Annotated in this window: 14 protein-coding genes; 4 read left to right on the top strand and 10 right to left on the bottom strand. The window is 76.4% G+C overall.

The genetic code is table 11. From position 1 onward, the window contains the following. Window positions 1-9: 9 nt before the first annotated feature. The 5 genes from OG774_RS09105 to OG774_RS09085 form a co-directional block, all read right to left on the bottom strand. On the bottom strand, window positions 10-789 hold the full coding sequence (locus tag OG774_RS09105) for an alpha/beta fold hydrolase (protein ID WP_328308712.1): 780 nt from the start codon (window positions 787-789) through the stop codon (window positions 10-12). Window positions 790-933: 144 nt separating this feature from the next. Next, window positions 934-1,230 carry a hypothetical protein gene (locus OG774_RS09100; RefSeq protein ID WP_328308710.1) on the bottom strand — a complete coding sequence of 99 codons (297 nt, stop codon included), beginning with the start codon at window positions 1,228-1,230 and terminating at the stop codon, window positions 934-936. Between the two features lie 229 nt (window positions 1,231-1,459). Then, the gene (locus OG774_RS09095; RefSeq protein ID WP_328308708.1) at window positions 1,460-2,257 is read right to left on the bottom strand and encodes a class I SAM-dependent methyltransferase; all 798 of its coding nucleotides are present in this window, start codon (window positions 2,255-2,257) and stop codon (window positions 1,460-1,462) included. Next, window positions 2,254-3,273 carry a methylenetetrahydrofolate reductase C-terminal domain-containing protein gene (locus OG774_RS09090; protein ID WP_328308706.1) on the bottom strand — a complete coding sequence of 340 codons (1,020 nt, stop codon included), beginning with the start codon at window positions 3,271-3,273 and terminating at the stop codon, window positions 2,254-2,256. The genes OG774_RS09095 and OG774_RS09090 overlap by 4 nt, the downstream gene beginning before the upstream one ends. 85 nt (window positions 3,274-3,358) lie before the next feature. Then, a complete protein-coding gene (locus OG774_RS09085; protein ID WP_328308704.1) occupies window positions 3,359-5,149 on the bottom strand; it encodes an Hsp70 family protein in 1,791 nt (596 codons plus the stop codon). 199 nt (window positions 5,150-5,348) lie between these two features. Here OG774_RS09085 and OG774_RS09080 point away from each other — a divergent pair, with 199 nt between their 5' ends. From OG774_RS09080 to OG774_RS09065, 4 genes are read left to right on the top strand one after another with little or no spacing between them, the layout of a single operon-like run. Further along, a complete protein-coding gene (locus OG774_RS09080) occupies window positions 5,349-5,939 on the top strand; it encodes a histidine kinase (protein WP_328308702.1) in 591 nt (196 codons plus the stop codon). After that, window positions 5,930-6,595 carry a response regulator transcription factor gene (locus OG774_RS09075; RefSeq protein WP_328308700.1) on the top strand — a complete coding sequence of 222 codons (666 nt, stop codon included), beginning with the start codon at window positions 5,930-5,932 and terminating at the stop codon, window positions 6,593-6,595. The genes OG774_RS09080 and OG774_RS09075 overlap by 10 nt, the downstream gene beginning before the upstream one ends. Window positions 6,596-6,600: 5 nt before the next feature. Further along, window positions 6,601-7,929 carry a hypothetical protein gene (locus OG774_RS09070; RefSeq protein WP_328308698.1) on the top strand — a complete coding sequence of 443 codons (1,329 nt, stop codon included), beginning with the start codon at window positions 6,601-6,603 and terminating at the stop codon, window positions 7,927-7,929. Next, the gene (locus OG774_RS09065) at window positions 7,926-10,844 is read left to right on the top strand and encodes an ATP-binding protein (RefSeq protein ID WP_328308696.1); all 2,919 of its coding nucleotides are present in this window, start codon (window positions 7,926-7,928) and stop codon (window positions 10,842-10,844) included. Before OG774_RS09070 ends, OG774_RS09065 begins: the two co-directional genes overlap by 4 nt. A 6-nt stretch (window positions 10,845-10,850) precedes the next feature. On the opposite strand, the gene ppc is transcribed toward OG774_RS09065, so the two are convergent. From ppc to OG774_RS09040, 5 genes are all read right to left on the bottom strand, one after another. Continuing rightward, the gene (gene ppc, locus OG774_RS09060; RefSeq protein ID WP_328308695.1) at window positions 10,851-13,670 is read right to left on the bottom strand and encodes a phosphoenolpyruvate carboxylase; all 2,820 of its coding nucleotides are present in this window, start codon (window positions 13,668-13,670) and stop codon (window positions 10,851-10,853) included. 99 nt (window positions 13,671-13,769) lie between these two features. Continuing rightward, on the bottom strand, window positions 13,770-14,240 hold the full coding sequence (locus OG774_RS09055) for an ester cyclase (protein ID WP_328308694.1): 471 nt from the start codon (window positions 14,238-14,240) through the stop codon (window positions 13,770-13,772). 54 nt (window positions 14,241-14,294) lie between these two features. Then, a complete protein-coding gene (locus OG774_RS09050; RefSeq protein ID WP_328308693.1) occupies window positions 14,295-15,515 on the bottom strand; it encodes an RNA polymerase sigma factor in 1,221 nt (406 codons plus the stop codon). A gap of 7 nt (window positions 15,516-15,522) precedes the next feature. Further along, a complete protein-coding gene (locus tag OG774_RS09045; protein ID WP_328308691.1) occupies window positions 15,523-15,903 on the bottom strand; it encodes a YciI family protein in 381 nt (126 codons plus the stop codon). A 121-nt stretch (window positions 15,904-16,024) separates the two neighbouring features. Next, on the bottom strand, window positions 16,025-16,600 hold the full coding sequence (locus OG774_RS09040; RefSeq protein WP_328308690.1) for a dihydrofolate reductase family protein: 576 nt from the start codon (window positions 16,598-16,600) through the stop codon (window positions 16,025-16,027). Between the last annotated feature and the right edge of the window lie 148 nt (window positions 16,601-16,748).

Below are 16,748 nucleotides of genomic sequence, written 5' to 3'. Positions count from 1 at the left end.
CTCGCGCGCTCAGGCCCCGACGAGCGCCGGGGGCCGGGTTCCGCAGCGAACGCGCGGTTCGCTGCTTCTATGCGCGCGAACTCCCCGTTCGCGGCGGGCGGAAACGGCTCCGGAGGCGATCCGGGCGATCACGTCGGGGTCCTTGAGCAGACCGCAGTGCCCGAGGCCGTCGACGACGACGGTCTCGGCGCCCTCCGGGGCGGCGCTGTGCACGTCGACCACGACGTCGGCGCGCGAGGCGACGGCCAGCCAGGGGATGCCGGCCGGCACGGCGGGGGAGCCGGCGCGCAGGTCGCGGACGGCGCCGACGGGGAACAGGTGCGCCCAGCGGGTGCCCCGTAGCGGCGCGGCGACGGTGACGACGCGGGTGACGACGCCGTCGAGGCGTCCGCCGGCGAGGCTCGCGGACACGATCACGCCGCCGAGGCTGTGACCGACGAGCGTCACCGACCGGGCGCCGCTGCGCCGGGCGAGGTCGGTGACCTCGTCCGCGAGCTGCGCGCCGAGGGACTCCACGCCCGAGGTCCACGTGTAGCGGTGGGTGACGACGGCGACGCCGGGCCCGCCGAGCGCGGGGATCATCGCGTCCCAGCAGTCCGGGCCCGCGCCGAAGCCGTGCACCAGGACGACGAGGGAGCGGGCCGCGGCGACGGGGGTCTCGGGCGTCGCGCTCTCGGTGCCCACGGCGGCGAGCAGCAGGGTGGTGGAGACGGCCGCGGCCACGCGCAGCGCCGCCCGGGCCTCACGGAGATGGCCGCGGAGGTGATCGTGTACCGACGACGGACCCATGACCCACCTCCGTGTCCAGGAGCCGGGTCCCTCGCCCGGCATCTCTCCTGGTCACGATCGTGATCGGCGGCGGGCCACGCGTCGGGAGGGCCTACCCCTCTTCGGGGTGGGGTCCTCCCTAGAACCTCTCGACGACCGGGCCGGTCAGGCGGGTCGCGGCGTCCGCGTCGCGGCGATGGCCGGGATGGTGACGCGCAGGCGGTGCGGGGCGACCTGCCAGTAGCGGCGCTCGGGGTCGGTGCGGCGCCAGCGCTCGGCGAGCTCGGTGACGCGCTGCTCGTCGACCGGGGCCGGACGGGACCGCCAGCGGCGCGAGCGTCCGCGCACCAGCGTGTCGAGGGCGGCCCACGCCTCGTCGGCCGAGCCGTGGACGCTCACCGCCGCGGGGCCCTCGCCGTCGCCGAACAGCACCGTGTAGGCACTGACCGCGTCGTAGGTCACCTGAGCTCCTCCCGGAGCCGTCCGACGGCACCGCGGACGCGGGACCGGTGTGGGGCGGCTCCGCTCCATACAAGCCGTCCGGGGTCGCCCCGACGAGCGCGACGGGCGGTGTCGCGCCGAGCTGAACCGATTCCGCGTCGGGTGGTCCGCCCACCCGTGTGTCCCCCGTCCGGACGTGCCGCCTGCCGCAGCGGGAGCACAGGGGACCAGCGCGGGGTTTCGGGCGCCGTCAGACCGCCGTCGTGCGCAGCAGGTGCATGGTGATGAGGCGCTCGCCCATGAGCCGGCCGATGATCCGGTCCTGCTCGGCGGCCTGCTGCCACGCCGGGTGGTCGCGGTGGTGGCGTGCGATGTACTCCTCGACGCGGTCCGCCCGCTCGCTCCAGGCGATGGGCGCCCCCGGCAGGCGGGCGGCGTCGACCTCGTCGTCCACCCGGAAGCCGGCGTCGACGATCTGGCCCTCCAGCTCCTCGCGGGTGGGGAAGTCGTTGCCCTCGGGCTCCTCGGGCAGGGGCTCGCCGGCGTGGAGCAGCACGAGCAGCCCGAGGCGTCCGCCCGGCACGAGGACGCGGCGCAGTTCGGCGAGCATCCGGGCGCGCTCGGCGGTGACGCAGAGGACGCCGAGCGACCACGCCGCGTCGACGCCCGCCGTCACGATCGGCAGGTCCTCGGACGCCGCCGCGGCGACCGGGAAGCCGAACAGGCGGCGTGCCGACTGCGCCGCGTGCACCATCGGCTCGGTCAGCACCGGGCGGCCCGACCAGCGGCCCTCGAGGTGTTCGGACAGCCAGGCGGCGGGCCCGCCGAGACCGGCGCCGGAGTCGAGGAAGCGCTGGTCGCCGTGCAGGTCGAGCCCGCCCGCGATCCAGGCGAGGTCGGCGGGTGAGCCGCTGCCCCGGCACCCCGCGGGGATCGCGTGGTCGTGCCCGAGCGCGCGCACGGCCTCCTCGGTCCAGGCCGCGACCGTGTCGAACTCGGCCTCCATCGCGGAGTCGCGCGCCGACCCGAGGTCGTCGTCGGTGCTCACGCGCGCCGCCCCGCGAGTCGGGAGGCGATCTCGGCCTTGACCTCGGTGCCGACGCGCCAGCCCTGCGCGGAGGCGCGGCCCGAGAGGTTCACGCCGACCACCCCGGGCACCGCGAGCATCGCCTCGGCCTCGGCGACCGCGGCGTCGATCCCGGCGGCGAGCGGATCGGGGGCGTCCAGCACGGCGGCGACCGCCTCGGGGTCGAGGGCGAGGCCCGGGAAGGCGGACAGCACGGCGGCGGTGTCCTCGTCGGTGTAGACGGCGACGCCCGCGATCACCGGCAGGTCGGCGCCCGCGGCGCGTGCCGCGGCGAGGAAGGACGCGAGGTCCTCCGGCGACCCGACGTGGTTGGCGACGGCGAGGGTGGCGCCGGCCCGCTGCTTCTCCGCGAGCGCCTCGGCGCGCCGCTCGGCGGGCGGGGCGGCCGGGACGACGGCGACGGCCGCGGGGACGCCCGCGGTGGCGGCGAGGTGCGCGAGGCGGGTGCTGTCGAGGTCGAACACCTGGGTGATCTCGGGCCGCACGTCCGGACCCCGCGCGTCACCGGTGACGCAGAGGACCCCGGCGACGCCGAGCTCGGCCAGCCCCGCGAGCTCCTGCTCGAGCACCGCGCGGTTGCGGTCGCGGCAGGTCAAGGTGATCCACGGGGCGCCGCCGGCGGCGAGGATCTCCGCCGCGATCATGGTCGGCGGGAAGTCGGGGGAGTGCTGGTCCTCGCCGATGAGCAGGCCGTCCGAGACCGGCGCGAGCGTCTCGATGACGGCGCGCGTGGCCCGCAGGTCGTAGGGCGGGGCGGTGAGGTCGGTGAGCACGACCGGCGCCGGGTCCGGGGCCGGGGCGGCGGGGACCGGTTCCGGCCACGACCGGATCGCAGCCGGACCGGACGGGTCGCACCACGGGCACGGGAGGCCGGCGTCCAGCTCGCAGGACCCGTCGCCGCGGACCCCGCCGCAGGGGCCGAAGACCATCCGTTTCGGACAGCCCGGGGTGGGCGGGTCGATCAGCGTCGGGGTCATCGCGGTCGATGTACCGCCGCGCGACCCGGGACAAACCCCGCGGAGCGGGAGGACACACACGGCCAGGGAGCTCCCTGCGCCGGTCTCAGCGGAGGTAGATCACCGCGGCGACGACGAGGGCGGCGAGCACGAGCAGGGCGACGACGGCGATCACGACGGTCCGGGTGCGCCTCGGGCCGGCCTGCGGTCCGGCGCCTCCCGGCATGCGCGTCACCATCGTCGGCGCGTCGGGGGGCTGCGGTCCGGGTGTCGGGGCTCCCGTCGGCATCGGACGGGGTCCGACGGGACCGGGCGGGCGGGGCGGGCCGGCCCGGGGGTCGGGCGGCGGTCGCTGTCCGGGAGGAGGCCCGGGCACCGGGGTTCCGGGCGGGGTTCCGGGCGGGGGCATCGGCGGACGGGGGCCGGGGCGCGCGGGGCCACCGCGGTCCGGGCCACCGCGGTCCGGGCCGGCGTGGCCGCCCGGGGCGGGGCGCGCGTGGTAGCCGCTGTCGACGCCGCCCGGGGGGCGGGCCGGTCCGCCGGGTCGCCCGGGCGGCGGCGCACCCGGACCGGCGGGGCTCCCGGGTCCGCGGCCCGGTCCCGGCCTCGGTGGGGCCGGCGCCGGGGCCTGCGCCGGGGCCTGGGCCGCCGCGCGGGCGGCGAGGTCGCGGGGCAGCGCGCGGGTCGCGGCCACGGGGTCGGGGGAATGCACGACGGTGGGGTTCGGGGCGTCGGAGGCCGGCAGGGCGGCCGGGGACAGCGGCGGGCTCGTGGGCCGGGTCGCCCCGTCGGCACCGACGGGGCGCGCCGCCGCGAGGCCGCCGACCGCCGCCGACCCCCGGGCCGCGACGACGGCGGCGCCGAGCGCGACGGCGTGCTTGGGGTGGCTGTCGACGACGGTGCGGCAGCCCAGCGCCTCGCCGACCATCCGCGCGACGAGCGGGATGCGCGACGACCCGCCGACGAGCAGCACCGCCGTGAGCGCGTCCGCGCCGACGCCCGCGGACTCCAGCGCCCGGCGCAGCGCGTCCACCGTCGAGGTCAGCGGCGCGCGGATCATCGCCTCGAACTCGTCGCGGGCCACGGTCACCTCCTCCTGCCGCGTGGGCAGCAGGACCGGGACGTGCGCGCGGTCGTCGACCGACAGCGTCTCCTTGGCCACGACGCAGTCCTGCCGGACGCGGGCGGCGGCGGCGCGGGCCCGGGAGTCGTGCGCGTCCAGCTCGCTCACCGCACCGCCGCAGGCCTGGTCGACGCGGCCGACGACGGCCTCGTCGAAGTCGACGCCGCCGAGGTGCTCCATGCCCTCCGGCACGCCGAGGATCTCGACGCCCGCCGCGCGCCCGCGCAGGACCGCGGCGTCGAACGTGCCCCCGCCGAGGTCGTAGACACCCAGCAGCTCGCCCTCGGCCAGACCGCGCGTGACGCCGAAGTGCACGCCGGCCGCCTCGGGCTCGGTGAGCATCGGCGGGTCCTCGAGCCCGGCCTCGGCGGCGACGTCCTCGAACAGCCCGCGCCGGTAGGGACCCCAGTTCGCCGGGTGGGTCAGGACGACCCGCGACGGCGGCTCGCCCTCCTCGGCGGTGATCCGCGCGAGGACGTCGCGCAGCATGGCGGCGAGGAGCTCGCCGGCCGGGCGGGCCTCGCCGCCCAGCGCGACCGGCGTCGGGTCGCCCAGACGGCGCTTGACCCCCCACGCGACGTCGCCGGGACGGCTACCCGCCTGCCGCGCCGCGGCGTCGCCGACGGCCAGTGACCCGTCGTCGCGGCGCAGGACGACGGAGGGTTCGGTGACCGTGCGGTCACCGAGCGGCACCATCTCGACCCGCTGCCCGTCCCGGGAGATCGCCGCGGCCACGAAGGTCGTGCCGAGATCGATCCCGAGGCTGTACGACACGTCCCCTCCTCCGGCAATCTTGACGGATAGTAACGTCGCGGCCCGTTCATCGGCGACAGATCGACGGTCGGTGACCAGTATGGGGGTGGTGATGCGCACGCGCCGTGATCGGCGAGGACGGGTGACGGGGCGTCCTCCCCGCGTCCGTGCGGGCTCCTCCCTCTGGCGCAGCACCCGGTCGCGGGACGAGGCTTCCCCGATGACCCCGGGGCGTGACGACGCTCGCCGGAGCGCGGAGCGGTGGCGCGATCGGCAGACGCTCGAACGACGGCTGCACGACGGACCCGCGCAGCGGCTCTCGGCCCTCACCCTGCGCCTCGGGGTGCTGCGCGCCGACGCACCGGGCCGGAACGGCGACGACGCCTGGCGCCGGGGTCTGGACGTGTTCCAGTCCGAGCTCGAGAGCGCGCTCCAGGAGCTTCGCGAGGTGGCCGGCGCGCTCTACCCGCCGCTGCTCGACGAGGCCGGCCTCGGGCCCGCACTGCGCGAGCTGGTCAGAGCCACCGGGGCGGTCGCCCGCGTCGACGTCGCCGACGTCCGGTGCGGGACCGCCGCCGAGGGCGCGGCCTACTTCGCCGTCGCCGCGTGCCTGGCCGCCGCCGACGACCTCACCCCGGACCGTCGGGAGATCGGCATCCGCGTGCGCGTGGAGAACGACGACCTGGTCCTCACCCTGACCGGGGTCGACCCCGACCAGCGCCGGCCGGTGCTCGACGAGGCCGCGCCCCTGGGCGGCGGCGCGGAGCTCACCGGACCGGCCGAGATCACCGCGAGGTTCCCGTGCGCGTAGCCGTGGCCGAGGACGGCGCCCTGTTCCGCCAGGGGCTCGTCCTGCTGCTCGAGGCGGCGGGGCACGAGGTCGTGGCCTGCGAGGCGGGCGGCGACCCGCTGGTCGCGCAGCTCTCGACGATCCCCGCCGACGTCGCCGTGCTCGACATCCGCATGCCCCCCGAGCCCGACGGCGGGCTCGTCACCGCGGAGCGGCTGCGGGCGGCGCACCCGGACATGGGCCTGCTCTTCCTGTCGCACTACGCCGAGTCGCACTACCTCATGCGCATCCTCGAGATCGGCACCGATCGCATCGGCTACCGCCTCAAGGAGAAGGTGGGCAGCGTCGACGTCCTCTCCGACACGCTGAGCCGCATCGCCGACGGCGAGATCGTCATCGAGCCGGAGCTGGCCAAGCGGCTCGTCGAACGCCCCCGCAGCGAGAAGCGGGACCTCGTCGCGTCGCTCTCGGAGCGCGAGCGCGACGTGCTCAAGCTGATGGCCGAGGGCCGGTCCAACAACGGCATCGCGTCGACGCTGTTCGTCAGCGCCAAGGCCGTCGAGAAGCACGTCGCCAACATCTTCGACAAGCTCGGCCTGCACGCCGACACCTCGGCGCACCACCGCCGGGTGCAGGCCGTCCTGACCTACCTGCGCTCGCAGCGCGGCGACGCCTGATCACCATGCGCACGGCCGGACGACTCGTGCGGCCGGTGCTGCTCGGCGGCGTCGTCGCGGCCGTGCTGGTGGTCGTCGCGGCGCTCGGGGCGCTGCTCGCGGGCCCGGCGCTCGCCACCGTCGTGGGCCCGTTCGTCGCCGCGGCGGTCGCCGTGCCGGCGGCGCGGGCGGCCCGGCCGTGGGCGGACCGGGTCGCCGGGCGTCTCGGCCCGCGCCCGGCGCCCACGCCCTACACCGTGCTCGCCGACACCGCCGCCCGCGTTCGCGAGGGCTCGCTGACCGACGCCCTGCCGGGCCTCGCCCGCGTGCTGGGCGAGGGCACCGCGGCCGAGCGGGCGATCGTGTGGCTGGTGGTCGGCGACGTCCTGGTCGCCGAGGCGGCGTTCCCTCCGGACCAGCGACCGGGCGAACGGGTCGCTTCGCTGGGCGCCCTGCTGGCCCGTCCGGGCGTCGACCACGCGGTGCCGGTGCTCGACGGCGAGCGCCTGCGGGCGGTGCTGACCATCGGCAAGGCCGGGCGACCGGTCACCGCCGGCGACCGGCGCCTGGTGCGCGACGTCGCGGGCGGCGCCCACCTGGTGCTGCAGGGCGTCGCGCGGGGCGCCGAGCTCGCCGCCCGGGTCCGCCGCGTCGACGAGCTGGCGGCCGAGACCGCCGCGTCGCGCCGTCGGCTGGAGGTCGCGCGCGAGGTCGAGCGCCGACGTCTGGTCACCGAGCTGCGGGGCGCGACGGCCGACCGGCTCGCGGCGTTCCGGCAGTCGATCACCGACGCTGCCGACGCCCTGGAGGACGCCGACGACGAGGACGCCCCCGAGATGGCGCGCCACCACGTCGAGGAGGCCCGCGAGCGGCTGACGGAGCTGATCGACCGCTTCCGGGTCATCGCCCGCGGCGTCCACCCCGCCGTCCTGCGCGAGCAGGGCCCGCGCTCGGCACTGGAGGAGGTGATCGCCGACCTGCCGCGGCCGGTGCACCTCTCCGGGCGGCTGGCCGAGCGGCTCCCGTGGGAGATCGAGTCCGGGCTGTACTACGCCGCCGCGTCGGCGATCTCGCTGCTCGCGGCGCGGGGCGGGCGCCCGCCGCTGGAGGTGCACCTCGACCGGCACGGCGACGTTGTCGAGGTCCGGGTGACCGACGACGACCCCGACGACGCCGACGAGCTGCGCGCGGCCCTCGCCGACGACGTCGACCGCCTCGCCGCGCTCGGCGGCGCGCTGGACCTCGTCGACCACGGCGGGCGCCTCGAGCTCCGCGCCTGGCTGCCGGACCGGTTGCGGCCGGTCGTGCTGGACGCCGGGGGGACGGAGCCCGACCGGGGTGGGGGTGTCGCATGACCGGGACCCTCGCGCCGCCGACCTCCCCGGCCCCCGACGACGCCCGCGGCGACGCCGGAGCGACCTCCCGCTGGGCCGTGCCGGCGTGGTGGGTGGCCCTGGTCGCCTGCTCCGCGCTGACGCTCGTCTGGCTCGCCCTCGGGGCGCTGGTGGCGCTCGCCGCCCACGTGCCCGCCGTGGGCGGCGCGGTCGGCGCCGCTGCGGCCGCGGGCAACGCCTGGGCGGCCGGCGTCGTCGCGGCGGGCGAGCTCGGCGAGCCGGTCGGGCAGGCGGTGCTGGACTACCTCGCGAGCGCGGTGAACCTCGTCGTCGCCGTCGTGCTCTGGCGGCGCGGCGGGCGCACCTGGACCATCCGCCTGCTGATCCTCGCCATGATCGGGTCGGCGGGCGCGTTCAACCTCCAGGCGCACGCCGCGACGCTCGTCGTCCGGCGCGGCTCCGGGCTCGAGATCGGCGAGCTGCACCAGGTCCTGCTGCACGGCGTCGCGAGCGCGGCCTACGTCGGCGCGCTGCTGCTGTTCCCGGCCGGCGTGGCGGCCGTCCGCGGCGGACAGCGCCTGCTGGTCGCGCTCGCGGGGATCGCGCTGTTCGTCGCCGGTATGGGCACCGCGTTCCTCCCGCACACGGTGAGCTGCGTGGTGTTCTTCGGGTTCGGGGTGCCGCTGGTGGGTGCGCTGGGCGTGTCGCGCCACCTGCGCACCGGCACGAGTCCCGAGCGTCGCGACCAGGCACGGCTGCTGATCACCGTGCTCACCGGCGTGCTGGCGACGGCCACCGTGCTCGCCCTGGTCACCGTCGTCATGGCCCTGCTCGGCCAGCCGGGGCTCACGCTCGACGACCCGACGGCGCGCCACGACGGGGGCGCCGGCGCACCGACGGCGCTGCTGTTCTGGTTCGCCCGGCTCTCGGCGGCGGCACTCGCGCTCGCCGTCCTGGCCGCCTACCGGCCGTGGGTGCGCTCGGCCGCCGACCGGCTGCACCGCGCGCTGACCACCGTCATCGTGGTGGTCGCGGTCGGCGGTGCCGTCGCGCTGGTCCTCGCGGTCGCGCGCGGGGGACCGGTCGCGTGGGCGGTGAGCGCGGTCGTGGGCGCGCTGGTCTACCTCGCCGTGTCGGCGCGTGCCGACCGGCTCGTCGAACGCCTGCTGCACGGACGCCGCCCGACCCCGTACCGCGTCCTGCTCGAGATCACCGAGCTCACCCGCACCGCCGCGCCGGGCACCGAGCTCGACCACCTGCCCGAGGCGATCGGCCGGCACCTCGGCGCGCGGACGGTCCAGCTGACCGCGCACCGCCCCGGCCTGCGCGACCGGGTGTTCCGGTGGCGGCGCGAGGACGCCGGCGAGGCCGACGCGTCGGTCGTCCTCCCGATCCGGCACCGCGAGGACGAGGTCGGCGTGCTGGCCGTCGACGGCGAGGCGGTCGCGGGCGGCAGCGAGCGCCGGCAGCTGCTCGCGGACGTCGCGGACAGCCTCGGCGCCGTGCTCCAGGCCCACCGCGTCGAGATCGAGCTCGAGCGCCAGCTGCGCGCGGCGGTGGCGCACGGGGAGCAGATCGCGACCTCCCGGCGGGCCGCGGTGGCCGAGATGGACGGAGAGCGCCGGGCCCTCGAGCGCAACCTGCACGACGGCGCCCAGCATCACCTGGTCTCGCTGCGTCTCGCGCTCGGGCTCGCCGAGCACCAGGTCGGCGCGGGGCAGCTCGACGCCGCCCGGGACCGGCTCGGCCACATCCTCGAGCAGGTCGACACCGCCGAGGCGGTACTCGCCGAGACCGCCACCGGCGTCTCGTCGGCGACCCTCGCCGAGCGCGGGGTCGTCGAGACCCTGCGTCTCGAGACGGCGGGCACCGACAGCACCGTCACCGTCGACGCCACCGGCATCCCGCCCGGGCGCCGCTACGACACCGACGTCGAGGCGGCCGTCTACTTCTGCTGCCTCGAGGCGGTGAACAACGCCCGCAAGCACGCGCCGGGGGCCCCGATCACGATCACCTTCGCCGAGGTCGACGGCGTCCTGCGCTTCTCCGTGCGCGACGACGGCCCGGGGTTCGCGATCGACCCGTCCGCCGCTGGCCACCGGCGGGGCATGCGCAACGTCGCCACCCGCATCACCGCGGTCGGCGGCACCGTCGCGCTCGACTCCGCCCCGGGGCGGGGAACCACGGTCGCCGGCTCGATCCCGGTGGCGGACACCCCCACCTCGACAGACCCCGACCCGGACCCCGACTCCGCCACCGGCCCGATCACCCTGCCCGCGCACGCCCCCGAGGTGGGAGCGAGGGACGCCTCGGCTGCGTCCGACGCAGCGAGGGACGCCCTCGCTCCTGACACCCCGGACGCGGCGCCGGAGAGCAGCGCCTTCCTCGACACCGTCCGCGACCTGCTCGACGGGCTCGAGGTGCCGCCGCCGGCCGCCCCGCGGATGCGGGAGATCGTGGCCGAGCTGCACGCCGCGCCGGAGCCCGGCACCCCGCGCCTGCCCGCGCCCCTGCGCGCCCGCCGCGCCCTCGACGGCCTCGAGGCCCTCGCGCGCCGGGGCACCGGGGGCCGGGACTGGTCGTGGCAGGTGCTCTACGCCGTCGAGCGCGCCCGGCTGGCGGGCGCGCGCGAGCTCGCGGAGGGCGAGCTCGCCGACGCCCTGCGCCGCGGGACGGTGGTGCTCCCGGCGGGCGAGCAGGCCGCCGCGGAACGGCTCACGGGCGGCGCCGGGACGTCCGCCGCCGCCCGTCTCGGGCTGGCCGACGACGCGGGACCCGAGGACCTGCGCCGCGCCGCGCAGGAGCAGATCGCCACGTGGAAGGCCCGCGCCGGGCACCCCGCGTCGTCCCGCGCGGTGCGCCAGGCCGCGCTCGTCCTCGCCGGGGTGTGCGAGGCCGTGCTCGCCGACACCGCCCCGGCGAGGGCGCGGGACTGAGCAGGACTAGCCCGTGTTCCGCATCCCCGCCGAGATCCCGTTGACCGTCAGCAGCAGGGCCCGCTGCAGGTCCGGGTCGGGCTCGTCGACCTTGCGGCGCTCCGCGAGCGTGTGCACCTGCAGGTGGTGCAGCGGCTCGAGGTAGCCCTCGCGGATGTCCAGCGTGCGGCGCAGCAGTGGGTTGCCGCCCAGCAGCTCGTCACCGGGGGTGAGCTTGAGGACCTCGCGCTCGGTCGTCCGGTGCTCCGCCTTGATGATCTCGAAGACCTCCTGCAGCTCGGGGTCGACGAGCTCGGAGACGTAGAACCCGGCGATGCGCATGTCGGTCTTCGCCAGCGTCATCTCGACGTTGGAGATGAGGTTGGCGAAGAACGCCCAGTCCCGCATCTCGTCGATGACCTCGGAGTAGCCGGCGTCGTGCGCGGCCTTGAGCCCGCTGCCCAGCCCGAACCAGCCGGGCACGATCATGCGGGTCTGGGTCCAGCCGAACACCCACGGGATCGCGCGCAGGTCCGCCAGGGACGTCTGGCCGCCGGCGCCGGGGCGCTTGCCCGGCCGTGAGCCGACGTTGAGCATCGAGAGTTCGTCGACCGGCGTGGCCTGGGTGAAGAAGTCCGGCAGGCCCTCGTGCTCGATGAGCTTCGTGTAGGCGTCCTGGGCGGCGTCGGAGATGACGTCCATAGCCTCGTCCCAGCGCTTGAGCGTCGCTGCCTCGACCCGCGAGGTCTGGTGCAGCAGCGTCGCGTCCAGCACCGCCGAGAGCATGATCTCGAGGTTGTCCTTCGCGAGCGCGGGCAGCGAGTACTTGTCGGAGATGACCTCGCCCTGCTCGGTCACCTTCATCACCGCGTCGACCACGCCGTGGGGCTGGGCCGCGATCGCCTCGCCGGCCGGGCCGCCGCCGCGCCCGACCGAACCCCCGCGGCCGTGGAACAGGCGCAGGCGCACGCCGTGCTTGGCGGCGACGTCGCGCAGCTGGCGCTGGGCCGTGTGGATCGACCACTGCGACGTGGTCAGACCGGCGCCCTTGTTGGAGTCGGAGTAGCCCAGCATCATCTCCTGGACGTCGCCGCGGGCCGCCACGAGCGCCCGGTACGACGGGTCGGAGAGCATCCCGTCGAGCAGATCCCCGGAGATCTTCAGCTCGGTCGCGGTCTCGAACAGCGGGACGATGTCGATCGACGCGGCCGCCTCGACGGAGTCGCCCTCCCCGCCGGTGATCTCGACGAGGCCCGCCTCCCGCGCGAGCACCGCGACGGCGAGGATGTCGTCGACGTTCTGCGCCATCGAGATGACGTAGGTGTGCATGGCTTCCTCGCCGTAGGTCTCCTGCACCGTGCGGATGCAGTCGAAGACCTCGAGCGTCTCCTTGAAGCTGTCGTCCCCGATGCCCTCCCAGTTGCGCCGCGGGGTCAACGCCCGGCGCCCCGCCAGCTCCTTCGAGAGCACCTCGGTGCGCCCGGCGTGGTCGAGCTCGCCGTACGGGGTGTCCAGCTCGCCGAGCCGGTCGAACAGCGACTGCAGCGCCGTGTGGTGGAAGTTCGTGTGCTCGCGGACGTCGACGCTGGCCAGGTGCAGCCCGACGGCGTTCGCCGAGCGCATGACGTCGCGCAGGCCGCCGTCGGCGATCCGCTCGCCCTGGTGGGCGCGCAGCGAGCGGTCCATGACGACGAGGTCGCGCAGGTACTCGTCGGCCCCGAGGTAGTCGCGCCCCGGCTGGTGCGGGGTGCCCTCGACGTAGCGGCGGCGGGTGTTCTCCAGCCGTGCGTGGACGTAGGAGCACTTGAGGCGGTAGGGCTCCTCGGCGTTGAGCCGCACGAACCGGTCGTGGACCTCCGGCAGCGCGCGGCGGTCGCGGGCGAGGCTGCGGCGCAGGTCCTCGCTGACCCCCACCAGCCGCGTCGACACCGACAGCTCCTGGACGAGGTCCTCGATCAGCTCGGACTGGATGCGCACGCCGCGCTCGCCGTAGATCCGCATCGCCTCGAGCGTCAGCTCGGCGGTGACGTTGGGGTTGCCGTCGCGGTCGCCGCCGACCCAGCAGCCCAGGACGAGGGGCCGCGAGCCCTCCGGCAGGTGCAGGCCCACGCGGGCGAGCTGCTCGTCGAGCTCGCTGAGCACCTCGGGCACGGAGCGGCGTCCGAGCTGGTCGAGGTAGTAGGACACCGAGCGGGCCTCGTCGAGCACCGTCGGACGTTCGGGGCGGATCTCGTCGGTCTGCCAGATCAGGTCGACGAGACGGTGCAGCCTGACCTCGGCCTGCTCCTCGGGCAGGCCGCGGGCCAGGACGTCCGCGATCGCCCGGAGCTTGCCCAGCACCGACTGGCGCTGGGCCTCCGTCGGGTGCGCGGTGAACGTCGGCTTGACCTCGAGGCGCGACAGCGCGGTGTCGAGCTCGTTCGGGTCGGCGTCGGCGACGAGCCGGTCCACGACCTCGTGCAGGGGGCCGCGGCCCTCCGCGTGCACCGCGGCCCGCTCCTCGGCGCGGTGCAGCTGCTCGGCGAGGTTGGCGAGGTGGAAGTACGTCGCGAACGCCCGCCCGAGCACCGCGGCGGTGCCCGGGTCGAGCTCGCCGAGCAGGTCGCGGATCTCGGTGTCGCCCGCGCCCCCGTGAGGATCGTGGCTCGGGACCTCGCGTACGAGCCGGCGGACCTTCTCGACCAGCTCCAGCATGTCGTCGCCGTGCTGGGCCGCGACCGTGCGCCCGAGCAGCGTCGAGAGCAGACGGATGTCCGCGCGCAGCGCGGAGTGCTCGGATTCGGAGGCGACGGTGCCCTCGGTGGAGACGCGGTCGGCTCGCGCGGAGCGCTGTCCGGTGTCGCTCATCGGTCGTCCTCCTGGTCGGCGTTCCCTCCTGGTGGGTCCGCGACGGTGGGGACGCCGACAGATTGTGCCCCCGATCGGCGGCGCCGACACCCCCGAGGGTCACCTCGCGCCGGCGACCTCCGGGAGGAGGCCGAGGCCGGTGAGCAGACCGTGGTGGTCCCAGAGCGTCCGGTACTCGGTGATCCGCTCCTTGCGCACGGCGACCACCGAGATCGCGAGGACCTCGACGTGCCGGCCGGTGGGGGCGACGCCGGGCAGCAGCCACGGCAGCTCGCGGTCGTGGGTGAAGGCGACGCGGGCCTCGTCGACCACACGGAACCGGTCGCCGGTGCGGGAGACCCGGGTGGTGGTGAGGTCGGCGGGGCGGTGGGGGAGGACGTCCTCGGCGAGGTGGCGACGCAGGGCGTCCGCGCCGCGCGCCCCGGTGCCCGCCGGCAGCGTCGAGAACGCCACGTCCGTCGCGACCCGTGCCATCGCGGCCTCGAGGTCGCCGTCGCCGAAGACGGCGGCGGCGAAGGCGTCGCGGGCCCGCTCGACCGCGACCATGAGGTCCTGGACGGCCTTGGTCACCTCCCGATGGTCGCACCCGGACCGTGGGTCCGGCAGCGGATGCCTCGGGCCGGGTCAGGTCAGGGCGTCGAGCCGCCGGGCGAGCAGGTCGCGCTCCACGTCGTTCGCCGTGAGCATGGCCGCCTCCCCGAGCGCGACCCGCGCCTCGTCGGGCCGCCCGGCCCGGCGCAGCAGCTCCCCGCGGGCGGCGGCGAGGTAGCCGTACCCGGCGAGCCGGGGCTCGTCGGCCAGGGCGTCCAGCGCGGCGAGGCCGGCGTCGGGGCCGTCGGCGAACCCCAGGGCGACCGCCCGGTTGAGGGCCACGACGGGCGTCGGCCAGCGCGCGGCGAGCACGTCGTAGAGCCCGACGATCTCGACCCAGTCGGTGTCGTCGGCCTCCCGCGCATCGGCGTGCACGGCGGCGATCGCGGCGAGCACGGCGTAGCGGCTCACGGGCCGGGCCGGCAACGCCTCCAGGACCAGGGACCGGCCCTCGGCGATCATCGCGGCGTCCCATCGGGACCGGTCCTGGTCGGCGAGCAGGACGAGCTCGCCGTCGGGGCCCGTGCGGGTTCCGCGACGTGCGTCGGTGAGCAGGACGAGCGCGAGCAGCCCGGCGACGTCGGGGTCGTCGGGGAACCGCGAGCGCAGCAGGCGCGCCAGGTCGTGGGCCCGGTCGAGCAGGTCGTCGCGGACGAGCGTCGCCCCGGTCGGTGCCGTGTGGCCGGTGGTGAGCACGAGGTGCACCACGCTGAGCACCCCGCCGAGACGGCGCGGCATCTCGTCCGCGCCCGGCACGCGGAACGGCACCCCCGCCGCCGCGATCTTCTTCTTCGCCCGGGTGAGCCGCGCGGCCATCGTCGGCTCGGTGACGAGGAACCCGCGCGCGATCTCGGGCGTCGAGAGCCCGCCGAGGAGGCGCAGGGTCAACGCGACCCGTGCCTCCGGGGTCAGCGCGGGATGGCAGCACGTGAACAGCAGCGCGAGCAGGTCGTCGGGCGGTGCTCCGAGGGGTTCCGGGGCGACCTCGTCGACCACCAGCAGCGGCAGCGCCCGCTCGGCCACGGCCGCCCGGCGGTGGAGGTCGAGCGCGCGGCGCCGGGCCGCGGTGGTCAGCCACGCGCCCGGTCGCGCCGGGACACCGTCGCCCCACGCGACCAGCGCCTGGGCGTAGGCCTCCTGCACGCACTCCTCGGCGAGGTCGAGGTCGCGCGCGACGCGCACCGTCGCGGCGAGCACGGAGGCCCACTCGCGACGGTGCGCGTCGGCGACGGCCCCGGCGGGGTCGGCGCTCATCGCGGTCTCACATGTCCCGCAGCGGTCGCACCTCGACGCCGCCGAACGGCGCCGGCACCTCCCGGGCCAGCGCCAGCGCGGTGTCGAGGTCGGGCACCTCGACGAGGTAGTAGCCGCCGAGCGCCTCCTTGGTCTCGACGAAGGGCCCGTCGGTGACCAGGGCGTCCTCGCCCGCGGCGAACCCGTCGCGATCCTGGCTGCCACCTCCGCCCGGGCTGCGCACCGTCGTGGCGGTCGCCGTCGGGTGGAGCCACCCGCCGCCGCGCAGCACGTCCCCGTGCGCCGCGCCGAAGCGGCGGTGGGCGGCCAGGATCGCGCCGGCCTCGTTCTCACCGACCGCCGCCCAGGAGGCCTCGTCCTCGTACAGCAGGATCAGGTACTGGCCCATGTCGTCTCCTCGACTCCCGGGGCCCCGCGGCGGGGCCCTCATCATGACGTCGCGGAGCGGTCACGGGAATCGACAGGTCCCGCCCCTGGGCACTGCGCCTCCGGGGCACTGCGCCTCCGGGTCACCGCCGGTGGTGGTGGGTGACGACGGCGCCGGTCGGGACGGTCGCCACGGACTCGGTCGACCAGGTCGACGCCGGGAGCGGGCCGTCGAACATCGGCAGGCCGTCCCCGAGGATCGCCGGCACCCGGATGATGCGCAGCTCGTCGAGCAGGTCCGCCGCGAGCAGGGCCCGGATCACGCTGACGCTCGAGAGCACCGCGATGTCGCGACCGGGCGCCTCGCGCAGCGCGCGGACCTCGCCCTCGAGATCGCGCGCGACCCGGGCGTTCGACCAGGTCGCCCCGGTGAGCGTGCGGGAGACGACCACCTTCTCGACGTCGTCGAACCAGCGGGAGATGTCGCGGCTGCGCGGGTCGGCGGCGGGGTCGTCGGCCACCGCGGGCCAGTACCCGTGGAAGCCCTCGTAGTTGGTGCGGCCCAGCAGGACGGTGTCGACGCGGCCGTAGAAGCCGGCGAAGCCGGACGCGCACTGCTCGTGCAGGGCGGTCTCGATCAACCAGGACATGTCCCCGTCCGGGCCGGCGGCGTAGCCGTCGAGGGAGAGGGTGATGTTGGCGCTGACGGTGCGCGGCATGGCGTACTCCTCGGGTGGCGGACCCCGTTGCGGGTCGATCACCACGACGTCGAGCGGGGGCGACGCCGTCGGTCAGGGTCGCCGGACCTCGGACGATCGAGCACGGAACCTCGAGATGGCAGCCCCGATCGTCCCGTGCCGTCTCACG

It is taken from the genome of Actinomycetospora sp. NBC_00405, from assembly GCF_036044095.1.
GTDB classification, from domain to species: domain Bacteria; phylum Actinomycetota; class Actinomycetes; order Mycobacteriales; family Pseudonocardiaceae; genus Actinomycetospora; species Actinomycetospora callitridis.
Note: the sequence above shows the minus strand (reverse complement) of the source record. Positions and strands in the feature narration are given on the sequence as shown.

Excerpts from the sequence above, each read along its gene's own strand:
- OG774_RS09105 (WP_328308712.1), bottom strand. The coding sequence starts at position 789 with ATGGGTCCGTCGTCGGTACACGATCACCTCCGCGGCCATCTCCGTGAG.
- OG774_RS09090 (WP_328308706.1), bottom strand. The coding sequence starts at position 3,273 with ATGACCCCGACGCTGATCGACCCGCCCACCCCGGGCTGTCCGAAACGG.
- OG774_RS09080 (WP_328308702.1), top strand. The coding sequence starts at position 5,349 with ATGACCCCGGGGCGTGACGACGCTCGCCGGAGCGCGGAGCGGTGGCGC.
- OG774_RS09070 (WP_328308698.1), top strand. The coding sequence starts at position 6,601 with ATGCGCACGGCCGGACGACTCGTGCGGCCGGTGCTGCTCGGCGGCGTC.
- OG774_RS09065 (WP_328308696.1), top strand. The coding sequence starts at position 7,926 with ATGACCGGGACCCTCGCGCCGCCGACCTCCCCGGCCCCCGACGACGCC.
- ppc (WP_328308695.1), bottom strand. The coding sequence starts at position 13,670 with ATGAGCGACACCGGACAGCGCTCCGCGCGAGCCGACCGCGTCTCCACC.
- OG774_RS09050 (WP_328308693.1), bottom strand. The coding sequence starts at position 15,515 with ATGAGCGCCGACCCCGCCGGGGCCGTCGCCGACGCGCACCGTCGCGAG.
- OG774_RS09045 (WP_328308691.1), bottom strand. The coding sequence starts at position 15,903 with ATGGGCCAGTACCTGATCCTGCTGTACGAGGACGAGGCCTCCTGGGCG.
- OG774_RS09040 (WP_328308690.1), bottom strand. The coding sequence starts at position 16,600 with ATGCCGCGCACCGTCAGCGCCAACATCACCCTCTCCCTCGACGGCTAC.